Source organism: Pedobacter miscanthi (genome assembly GCF_003315595.1).
Lineage (GTDB): Bacteria > Bacteroidota > Bacteroidia > Sphingobacteriales > Sphingobacteriaceae > Pedobacter > Pedobacter miscanthi.
Window position 1 is genome coordinate 133,423 of record NZ_QNQU01000018.1, and the last position, 11,973, is coordinate 145,395.

Below are 11,973 nucleotides of genomic sequence, written 5' to 3' on the forward strand. Positions count from 1 at the left end.
TGGAACAAAAAATCTTCGGTCAACCTAAACGGAAAACATCAACTAACCAATTCCAAACCAAACTAAAAATCAAATTGCATGAGAAAACTTAAACCTATCCTTAACTAACGGCAGGCCCGAATTTCATTTTTTCATCTGAGGTAGATTGACCAATCCGCCAGGTGGAAGCTATTGCCAAAAAATTAACGAATAATTACTCATTAACACAATTCTAAATGATTATGAAGTTTAAATTATCTTATAATTTACAGTCTGGGTCGTTCACAAAATTATTTAAAAAACGATGACCAGTGCTCATAAAACACTACTGTTACGTACAGTACAAATTTCCTTTCTGCTTTTTTTTATGATGATTACCGCCCAGCAGACGCAGGCGCAAGACCTTGTTAAAGTACGCGGTACTGTTAAAGATAGTGTGGGAGGCCTGCCGGGTATAAATATTACCGTTGTGGGCACCAAAATGGGCACTACAACAGATGGGGACGGTAATTACAAGATCGAAATGCCGGGAACGGCTACCCTACTGGTTTCTTCAACAGGTTATGTAACCCAAAGGTTCGAGCTCAAAAAGTTTAAACCCGGTGCCAACGGAACCTACGTAATCAATGCCACATTGGTACCTGACGAGAATTCGCTTACTGAGGTTACCGTAGTAGGATTTGGTACACAAAAGAAAATCAGCATGGTAAGTGCGGTTACCACCATTAATCCTAAGGCCTTAAAAGGGCCTACGAGTAACCTTACCCAAATGCTGGCCGGAAGACTTGCAGGGGTAATCGGTTATCAGAGTGGTGGCGAACCCGGGGCAGATAATGCTTCTTTCTTTGTAAGGGGATTGGGATCATTCGGCGCCGGAAAAGTAGACCCACTGATTTTGATTGACGGGGTCGAATCCTCACAAACCGACCTTGCCCGTTTACAAGCTGATGATATCGCCAGTTTTTCAGTTTTAAAAGATGCCACCGCAGCCGCCGTTTATGGTGCGCGTGGTGCAAATGGAGTAATCTTGGTTAAAACAAAAGAGGGTGAGCCAGGAAAAACAAAATTTACCTTCCGTTCAGACAATACTATATCAGGAAATACCGGAAACCTGAAGTATACGGATAACATTACTTACATGAATTTGGCCAATGAAGCTGCTTTAACACGGAATCCTTTAAATCCACTGCCCTACTCGCAGACCAAAATAGACCGTACGGCATCGGGAACTGCAAATCCATACCTGTATCCGGATAACGACTGGATTAAACAGGTAATTAAAGATTATACCTTTAACCAGCGGTTTAACATGAGTGTTACCGGTGGTGCGGATAAGGCTAATTATTATGTTGCAGGAACCTATAACGTAGATAACGGGATTTACAATGTTGATAAACTGAATAATTTTAACAGTAATGTAAAACTGATCAACTACTCCATCCGATCGAACGTTACCCTGAATTTAACCAAAACAACAAGGGCCGACATCAGGGTTTACGGACAATTCGATGATTATAATGGACCGCTGGGATCAGGAAAAGAAGTTTTTCAGCGTGCTATGTTCGCTAATCCGGTAAACTTCCCAATGCGCTTTCCCGCCGATTATGCACCGAGGATAAAACACGTATTATTTGGAAATGCCGTAGTACAATCGGTTCCCGGATCTGTTGTAGGTGGTAATTTATACGTTAATCCTTACGCCGATCTGGTAAGGGGTTACCGCCAGTCGAACACCTCTAATCTGCAGCCCCAGATAGAGGTTAACCAGGATATGAAAGGCATTATCCCCGGTTTAAAAGCCCGTTTTATGGGTTATGTACAGCGCACCAGTGGTTATAATGTTTCGCGTGCCTATAATCCGTTTTATTACAGCGCCAACTCCCTTGATGGAAGCAACATTACGCTAACTGAAATTAACGGCGGTGGTCCGCAGAGTATAGGTGTGGTTGGTAGCGATTACCTCAATTATGCCGAAGGAAGTAAAGACATTAAATCGGTGCTGTACACAGAAACGGCTATAAATTACAACCAGCTGTTTAAAAAGCATTCGGTAAGCGGTATGTTAGTGGGGATTCTGCGTAATTCACTTTCTGGTAATGCCGGTAGCTTACAAAACTCTTTGCCAAAACGCAATGTTGGGGTATCAGGTAGGTTTACCTATAGTTACGACGACAGGTACCTGAGCGAATTCAACTTTGGCTATAACGGAACGGAAAGGTTCGATAAGAAAAACCGCTTTGGCTTTTTCCCTTCTGTAGGTGTGGGTTATGTATTAACCAACGAGAAGTTTTTTAAACCTTTAACCAATGTAATAAGCTTATTAAAACTTAGGGCATCTTATGGCTTAAACGGAAACGACCAGATCGGAGCAGACGCCGACAGGTTCTTCTACCTCTCAAACGTAGATCTTAACAATGGCCCGGGTGCTTCTTTTGGCGAAGATCCTTCCATTTCCTATTCCAGAAACGGGATTTCGATATCAAGATATGCCAACTCTGCCATTACCTGGGAGGAATCGAAACAGCTTAACCTCGGAATGGATTTATCATTATTTAACGCGGTAAACATTACCATTGATGCTTATAAAAAAAGAACTTCAAATATTCTCCAGGTAAGAAGCGGTATCCCTACAACTATGGGTTTGCTGGCTCCTGCCAGTGCCAACGTGGGTATTTCGGATAGTAAAGGGGTAGATTTTCAGACCGATTACAGCAAGTCGTTCAAAAATGGCTGGGTGCAGATCAGGGGAACTTTTACCTATGCCACCAATAAAATTGTGAAATATGATGAGCCTACCTATCCGGCAAGTTTGGCCAACCTTTACCGCGTAGGGCATTCTTCTGCCGAAATGATGGGTTACATTGCCGAACGTTTGTTTACCGACGACATTGAAGTAGCCAATTCGCCCAGTCAGGTTGCTTTAGCTGGTAATACACCTGTAAGAGGTGGCGACATCAAATACAGGGATGTGAACCGCGATGGTGTAATCAATGCCGACGACAGGGTATTTATGGGACTGCCCAATACACCCGAAATTACTTACGGTTTTGGTTTCTCGGCTTCTTATAAAGAATTTGATGTTAGTGCACAGATGCAGGGAAATGCACGCATTGCTTTTTTCGTAAACAGTGGTGGTTTCAATCTCGATAACCTGAGCCAAAGCGGTATCGCACCGTTTTTACAGATAGGTGGTTACCAGACGGGGCTGCTACAGGCAGTTGCTGATAATCACTGGTCGGAAGATAGCCGTAATTCGTATGCTTTTTTCCCACGGCTAAGCAGCACACCTACCCCAAACAACTATGTTAATTCGAGCTGGTGGTTGCGCAATGGTGCATTTCTGCGTTTGCAACAGGTAGAAATCGGTTATACGCCAAAAGCTGGTTTCAGGAAAAGGTTAGGCCTGGCCAACCTGCGCGTATATGCCAGTGCACGAAACCTTTTCGTAATGAGCAAATTCAAATTATGGGATCCTGAGGTCCGCGGAAATGGTCTCGATTATCCATTACAGCGTGTATATAACCTGGGTGTTAACATAGGTCTTTAACCTTGATTTAATTAAGAAGACAATGAAAAATATAATACAAACAAAAAAGATCTGGCCGGTACTGGTTTTCCTGCTGTTTGCCGTTTCTTCCTGTAAAAAATTCCTGGATGTGGTTCCGGATAACGTACCAACCATCGATAATGCCTTTACCAGTAAAAATGAGGCCGAAAAGTTTTTATTTACCTGTTATTCTTATTTACCAAAAAATGGTGATGTGATGAGTAACCCGGGTTTTCTGGCCGGAGATGAACTCTGGATCCCGAATAGCCGCAGGGGAACCTTCGATACGCAGGGCGGATTGATGAACTGGGATATTGCCCAGGGACGTCAGAACTCGGCAAATCCGATCAGTGGCGTTTGGACCAGCAGGTACCAGGCCATCAGGCAATGTAATATTTTTCTCGAAAACATTAAGGATGAAGAGAAAGCATTCGATTTAACACCTGATTTAAGAGCCCGCTGGCTGGCCGAGGTAACCATTTTAAAAGCATTTTATAACTACGAACTTTTAAGGATGTACGGCCCGGTTCCCATTGTAGATAAGAACATCGATATCGATGCACCTACTTCAGAAATGATGGTAAGCCGGTCGCCTTTCGATGACTGTGTAAATTATACCGTAAGCCTGATCGATAAATCTTACACTTCCCTGCCAGTGGTAATAAGCGATAGAACGAACGAACTGGGAAGAATTACACAGCCTATTGCATTGGCCATTAAAGCCAAGCTGTTGTTGCTGGCTGCAAGCCCCTTGTTTAACGGCAATACCGATTACGCCCGACTGGTAAATAAAGACGGAACACCATTGGTAAAAACCACTTTCGACCAAAACAAATGGACCCGTGCCATGCAGGCTGCAAAAGCGGCAATTGATGTAGCTGAGCAGGCAGGAATTAAATTATATACAGCTGTTCCAAACACTGTGCTTTCGCCTTTTACCAATCAGCAGATGACCTTAAGAAACGCAATTTCGGAACGCTGGAACAGCGAACGCATTTGGGGTTTATCAAACAGTTATGCCGGCCAATTGCAGCGCGTGGCAATGGGCTGTTTAGCCTCTTCTTTTACACCCAACAATTCGAATGGCCAGTTGTCTGCCCCGATGAAGATCGCAGATCTTTTTTATACCAAAAACGGGGTACCGATGAATGAGGACAAGACACTTAATTTTACGGTGAAGAATGAGTTAAGAACCGCTACACGCGATGAGCGTTTCGCCATAAATGAAGGTTATCAAACGGCACGTGTAAACTTCGACCGCGAGCCGCGTTTTTATGCCGATCTGGGTTTTGATGGCGGTACCTGGTACATGATAGCCAATAACCCTGGAGTTGGCGACGAAGGTACTTTTTACATGCAGGCCAAATATACCCAGCCTGGTAATTCGGGTGCCGAAGGTTATTATAACGAAACCGGATATTTTATCAAAAAACTGGTAGAGGCCAATTTAACCAATTCCAGTACCGCCAATACGGTTAAACCATACGACTGGCCCGAAATCAGGCTTGCCGATATCTATCTGATGTATGCTGAAGCCGTAAACGAAGCCAACGGACCAACCGACCCTGAAATATATAAATATCTCGACCTGATCAGAACCAGGGCCGGATTACAGGGCGTAAGAGATTCGTGGAATAATTATGTGGACAATGGTGCGGCAAAATTAGGCGATAAGGAATATGTAAGACAGCTCATCAGGCGCGAAAGAGGCATTGAACTGGCCTTTGAAGGAAGCCGTTTCTGGGATTTACGCAGGTGGAAAACCGCAGCAACAGAATTAAACGGACCTATTTCAGGCTGGACCATCAGTCAGGTTGCCCCGATCGGTTACTATCAGAACAGGGTAATCTACAACCAGACCTTTATTGCGCCCAGAGATTATCTGTGGCCTATCCAGACAGGTGCTTTCAGGGTAAATACCAATTTAGTTCAAAATCCAGGATGGTAATCATAAAAATTAAGAAATGAAATTAATTAAATCAATTTTAATATTGGCATTGCCCTTAATTACAATATTAAGCGGCTGTCAGAAAGATATCATCGGTCCGTTGGGTAACAACCCAAATCCACCGGGGCCTGTAAAAAATGTACAGGCAACCAGCCAGTCGGGCCAGGCAACGCTTACTTATGAGTTGCCAACAGATCAGGATATCGCTTATGTAAAAGCAGAATACACACTCCTGTCTGGCGCAAAACGAGAAGTGAGGGCATCATTTTACACTAGTCAGATGGTGGTTGATGGTTTTGGTGATACAGAAGAGCACGAAGTAACCCTTAGGGTGGTAAACAAAAGCGAAGTGGCATCTACACCTGTAATTGTAAAAGTTAAACCATTGGAAAATGCCATCCGGATTGCCTTTAGAACCATGAAAGTAATACCGGCTTTCGGCGGTGTAAATGTTTCACTCAAAAACACCACCAAAGCTAACCTTTCCATTATCCCCATGCGTTTAGAGGGTTATAAAGGTTGGGTGGCTTTTGACGGAATCTATACTTCTGCGGCCGATATTAGTAAAAACATCCGCGGTTTAGATACCATTCCGGTAAAAATCGCCGTAATCATCCGCGATCGCTTTCTCAATCAGACCGATACCCTGTTTACAACCGTGAAACCATTGTTTGAATTACCGCTGGCCAAAACCTTATACAGGGAAATGCAACCGGTTATATGGCCAGGAGATCAGCGCGCAAATTTCTCGAACAACGGGACAGACCCAACCGGTGTAAAGGCCATGTGGGACGGACAAACAGTAAATTTCCCGAGTGTAGCCTATACGCCGCCCACCATTACCGATCAGGGTCCCCACTCCATCACGTTCGATCTTGGCCAACTGGCCCAGCTGAGCAGGCTGGTAATATGGGATTATCCTGAAACCATCAGCGGAAGGAAAACCTACTATTACCGTGGTAACATGAAAAATTTCGAAATATGGGGTTCGGCAAATCCAAATCCTGATGGTAGTTACGACAGCTGGTACAAACTGGGAACTTACACTTCGGTAAAACCATCTGGCCTGCCCTATGGCGAGGTAAGCGATGAAGATCAAACCACAGCTGCTGCAGGTTTAAGTTATGATCTGGATATCAATGTGCCTAAACTGCGTTACCTGCGGATTAAATGTATCAACAACTGGCAGGGAACAAATTTCCTGATGATTACCGAGGTACAGGCTTATGGAAACCCTAAATAACGAAACAAAATGAAAAAGATGCTTAACATCAAGCTGATCATGTTCCTGTTTGTGATAGGGATAGCAGCATTTACATCCTGCACCAAAATGGATGACTTTAAAAAATATGTGGAAGGTGGCGAAATATCCTACACCGGCAGGGTCGATTCCTTAAAAATACGTTCAGGACGCAACCGGGTACTGGTTCAGGGCTTGTTTATCTCCGACAGGAAAATTACCAAATGTAAAATATACTGGAACAGCAGGCAGGATTCGTTAGTGGTGCCGGTTGAACGGAAACTTGCAGTTGATAGCCTTAACAAATACGTAACCAATTTATTTGAAGGAACCTATAATTTCGAGGTCATTACCTATGATGCGGCTGGTAATGCTTCCATTCCGGTGGTAAAAAGCGGCGTAAAAGTTTATGGCGATAACTATGCCAACTCCCTGATCAATATGCCCATATCAGATGTTTCTTTAGATGGAACAACCGCCACAATTACCTGGGGCGGCCTCGATAAGGCCAACGGCCCGCAGTATATGGATGTTTCCTTTACCAATACTGCAGGTGTAAAAACCAGGGTGAAAAAACTGGTTAATACAACTACGGCAACCCTTCCTGATTATAAATACCGGAGTACTTTCGATTACCGTACCGTATACCTGCCCGATACGATGGCAATTGATACCTTTTATACGGCTTACCGTGTTGGTGTTAATGCCCGTACAGATGTAACCGCTACTTTTGTTGCCAATCCGGGTAAAATGAACCCGGCAAGTACAACAGGTACCCAGTTTCAGCCTGTAAGCACTAGCCAGGGTGCCGTGGTTGCCGGAAATGCGGCTACCTGGAGGAGATTGGCTTCGTGGACATCGAACGCACAGGCCAATAACTGGGGAACAGGTTTTGATACTTACGGTACCTATGTACAACGTACGGCAGAAAATGTAACCAACTTCGGAACCATGTCGTTCGAGGCCGGAAAAAACACCACAACACCTGTCTTAAATACCATGACTAATGGTAAAATTTACCAAACCCAACTATTACCTGCCGGCGAATACAGTTTAGAAGCACGTGTGGGTAATGCCAGTCTGGCTTCGGCAAGTTCGCTAAGCTATTTTGTGGCAAATGTGGGTACACAGCTGCCGGATGTTGAGGCATTGGCTACCAAAACAAGCCTGCTCAATCTCGTAAATACAAATGATGCTTCCTTTACGCAGATTAAACCTTCGGCAACAGGTGTGGCTTATACCATCAGTATCAATTTCACCTTAGATCGCCCAACCCAGGTAACTTTTGGTTTCGTGGCTACGCTTTTAGGAAACACAACAACAAATTACTACCTCAAAGTTTCAGGCGTAAGAATGAAATCGCTGGCTTTTTAGCCTGCTGCAAAAAAAAAACACTGAACCGGTTCGCTGCTTTTTCCTGCGGCAAACCGGTTCGGTATTAAACATTAATCAGGCTCACAAACAATGTCCCTACATTAATATCCTATGAAAATAAAATACCATTACAAGCCGTCGAAACTGATAAAATCCCTGTTGCTATTGTTATTAATTGCAACTGTTGCATTTATCCAGGGATGTACTGTCCTCAGCAAACAAAAAACGCAAACAGCCCAAAAGGTTATTGTGGCTTACGTAACCTCGTGGACCACTGTAATTCCTGATCCAAAACACATTACACACCTTAATTACGCTTTCGGACATGTAAATGATACATTTAATGGCGTTAGGATCAATAACCCCGATAGACTCCGAAAATTAACAGAGTTAAAAAACAATGCACCGGATCTTAAAATCCTGATTTCTATTGGAGGTTGGGGCAGCGGAAAATTTAGCGAGATGGCCGCATCAGATACAGGCAGAACTAAATTTGCGGAAGATTGCCAGCGGGTGATCAAAGAATATAACCTCGATGGAATTGATATAGACTGGGAATACCCGACCAATAAATCGGCAGGAATCTCATCTTCTCCCGACGATACCAAAAACTATACCTTAATGATGAAAGCCATCAGGAACAAAATTGGTACGCAGAAATTATTAACTTTAGCCTCGTCTCCTGATGCACATTATATTGATTTCAAGTCAATTCAACCGGTAATTGATTTTGTGAACATTATGACCTACGACATGGGTAATCCACCCCATCATCATGCAGGTTTATTCCGTTCCAAAAACACCAAATGGATCAGCGCAGATGAAGCTGTAACGGCACATGTTAATGCCGGTATTCCTATAAACCAGCTGGTTTTGGGCATTCCATTTTATGGTCACGGTAAAAATGGTATTGCCGGTTATATAGATTACAAGGAAGTGGTTAAACTTACCGGCTTTAAAACCCAGTGGGATGCAGATGCAAAAGTACCATATTTAGAAAATGAGAAGGGAGAACTGGTATGTACTTACGAAAATCCCGAATCGATACAGATTAAGTGCGAGTACCTTTTAAAACGGGGGATGCTGGGTGCCATGTACTGGGATTACGCAGGTGATACAGAAGATGGTGCACTGAGAAAAGCCGTTTATACAGGTATGAATAAATAATGTTCAGGAATTAATTTTATATGATGAGACGTAGCATAATCGCGGTTTTAATATTCACCCTCTTTTATAACATTTGGCTTGCTAAAGCCCAAACAGCGCCGCAAAACGGCATTCAGATTTTGGTTAACCAGGTTGCCTATAATCAGAAAGGCACCAAACAGGCCATTGTAAAAAGTGAACAGCTCCTGCCCGATGGCCTGGGCTTTCAGCTTTTGGATACGGCAACAGGCCAGATCGTTTTTTCGGGAAAAGTTAAAGCTGGCGAACGCGTAGAAAGTTGGGGAACAGGATCTTTTTACAGCCCCGTTATTTTTTCTGATTTTTCCAAAAACGGAACCTATAAGATCCGTTTAACCGTAAACGGACAAACCATCAGTTCCTATCCCTTTCAAATAGGCGATGCTTTAATCGGCAAGATTTCCATTCCCGCCATTGTGAACTTTTTTTACCACCAGCGCGCCAATTCTCCAGAAGAACTAAAAGCCGATCAGAATATCCGTTTGCATGGCAGCACCTGTACCGTTAATTTAACTGGGGGCTGGTGCGATGCTTCGGGCGATGTAAGTAAATATTTCTCCCACCTGGCCTACACCAATGTAATGTTGCCGCAACAAATCCCCATGGTTACCTGGTCTATGGCCAACACAGTAGAAACGGTACCTAATCTGCTGGAAAATATCGGGAGCAAAAAGGCTCTTACTACTGAGGCCGTTTATGGCGCTGATTACATTATGCGTTCACTCGATCCCGACGGCTATTTTTACATGACTGTTTTTAGCTATTTCGATAAAAATCCATCTGCCCGCAGGGTTGTAGGTTTACTGGCCGATAGTAAAACAACCGACGATTACCAGTGTGGCTATCGCGAGGGCGGTGGTATGGCTGTTGCTGCATTGGCACGCATATCTCAATGGAATATCGATGGTGATTTTAAAGCTAAAGATTACCTTGCTGCAGCCGAACGTGCTTTTGCCCACCTACAAAAATATAGCCTACAATATGCTGATGATCATAAAAACAACGTGATCGACGATTATTGTGCACTAATGGCCGCCAGCGAACTCTGGAAAGCAACCGGTAAGGAACTATATCAAAAAGAAGCGCGCATTCGTGCGGAGAATCTGCATAAACGCCTCGCTCCTGCCGGATATTTTATTGCAAACGATGCTAACCGCCCGTTCTGGCATGCCGCCGACGCAGGTTTACCAATTATCGCATTGGTGAGGTATTTGGATGTAGAAAAAGACCCCGCATTTAGAAAAAGTGCTTTATTAACCATTAAAAAGGCGTTGGATTATAACCTGAGTATCACTAAAGAAACAGCCAATCCATTTGGTTACCCAAGGCAAAGCTTTATTTATAATGGAAAAGTGCAGAATGGCTTTTTTATACCACATGATAACGAAAGCGGCTGGTGGTGGCAGGGTGAAGATGCGAGGCTCGGTTCTTTGGCAGCAGCAGCTATTTTTGGAGGTCGTTTGGTTTATCCTGGTAATGGAGCCTATGGCGTAAAACCTGAGCTTGCGCAATTTGCAGATCATCTCGTATCATGGGTTTTAGGCTGTAATCCTTATAACATGTGTATGATGTACGGTTATGGACAAAATAATGTGCCCCACATGAATTCCATGTATGGTCATGGGACGGGAAAAGGAGGCATTTCTAACGGTATTACCGGGAAAGATGGAAAAGGTGATGGTTCTGGGATCGATTTCAAAATGATTGATAACGGAAATGAATGGCGCTGGACCGAACAGTGGATTCCACATACCGGATGGTTTTTGCAGGCAGTAACGGCCATGTCGCTCAAATAAAAACGGAGAAATCGGGTCATTAACTTCTTAATTATGTAAAGCAATGAAAAGTATTTTTTATAAACAACTCATTTTAGGGCTGGCACTCCTGTTATTTACCATTTCAAATTTAAAAGCCCAGTATCGTCCGAAATTTAAAGTATTGGCATTTTACAGTAAAACGGTCGAATCGGCCCATGTTAATTTTGCCGACGATGCCATCAGGTTCTTTAAGGATTTAACCATAGGAAAAACTTTTGTGTTCGATATCACTACCAATATGGACGATATGAACGACGAAAAGGTGAAAGATTATCAACTGGTGATGATGCTGAACGATTTCCCGACCAGTGATGCACAAAAACTGGCATTCCAGAAATATATGGAAAATGGCGGTGGCTGGATGGGATTTCATGTAGCAGCCTATAACGATCGTACCACCAAATGGCCATGGTTTGTAGATTTTCTGGGCGGTGGCGTTTTCGACCGGAACAGCTGGCCGCCCCTGCCTGCAAAACTCGTTGTAGAGGATAATAAACATCCCATTACCAAAGCTTTGCCCAAAACATTTATTGCACCTGCCAACGAGTGGTATCAATGGAAACCAAGTCCGCGCGAACGTAAAAATGTAAAAGTGCTGGTTTCTTTGTCACAGGATAATTACCCTTTGGGTTTAAAAGATATTCTTCCCAGTGGGGATACACCTGTAGTTTGGACCAATACCGATTACCGGATGATTTACCTCAATATGGGCCACGGAAGCGAAATATTTAAAGATGCCACACAGAACAAACTCATCATTGATGCTTTCCGTTGGGTAGTGGCTTCCGATAAAAAGGGAAATGTATTTAACCGTTAATGCAAACACGTCATGATCTGTGTCTCCATGGTCTGTGTCCCCACCAATGCTATTAACTTAAGCTAT

7 protein-coding genes are annotated in these 11,973 nt (G+C 43.5%); all 7 read left to right on the forward strand.

What is annotated here, in order from left to right; all coding sequences use genetic code 11:
• Positions 1-283: 283 nt before the first annotated feature.
• Positions 284-3,526 carry a SusC/RagA family TonB-linked outer membrane protein gene (locus DRW42_RS19760; protein ID WP_208643597.1) on the forward strand — a complete coding sequence of 1,081 codons (3,243 nt, stop codon included), beginning with the start codon at positions 284-286 and terminating at the stop codon, positions 3,524-3,526.
• A 22-nt stretch (positions 3,527-3,548) separates the two neighbouring features.
• Positions 3,549-5,474 (forward strand): RagB/SusD family nutrient uptake outer membrane protein, encoded by a 1,926-nt coding sequence (locus DRW42_RS19765; protein ID WP_113950548.1) that lies wholly within the window; start codon positions 3,549-3,551, stop codon positions 5,472-5,474.
• A gap of 16 nt (positions 5,475-5,490) precedes the next feature.
• Positions 5,491-6,717: a DUF5000 domain-containing lipoprotein gene (locus DRW42_RS19770; RefSeq protein WP_113950549.1), complete on the forward strand. Its 1,227-nt coding sequence runs from the start codon at positions 5,491-5,493 to the stop codon at positions 6,715-6,717.
• 9 nt (positions 6,718-6,726) lie between these two features.
• Entirely contained in the window at positions 6,727-8,088 is a 1,362-nt protein-coding gene (locus tag DRW42_RS19775) for a DUF4998 domain-containing protein (protein ID WP_113950550.1), read from the forward strand.
• 111 nt (positions 8,089-8,199) lie between these two features.
• Positions 8,200-9,255, forward strand: a complete 1,056-nt coding sequence (locus DRW42_RS19780) for a glycoside hydrolase family 18 protein (protein ID WP_113950551.1) — start codon at positions 8,200-8,202, stop codon at positions 9,253-9,255.
• A 23-nt stretch (positions 9,256-9,278) separates the two neighbouring features.
• Entirely contained in the window at positions 9,279-11,069 is a 1,791-nt protein-coding gene (locus tag DRW42_RS19785; RefSeq protein ID WP_113950552.1) for a glycoside hydrolase family 9 protein, read from the forward strand.
• Between the two features lie 43 nt (positions 11,070-11,112).
• Entirely contained in the window at positions 11,113-11,907 is a 795-nt protein-coding gene (locus DRW42_RS19790; RefSeq protein WP_113950553.1) for a ThuA domain-containing protein, read from the forward strand.
• Positions 11,908-11,973 lie beyond the last annotated feature (66 nt).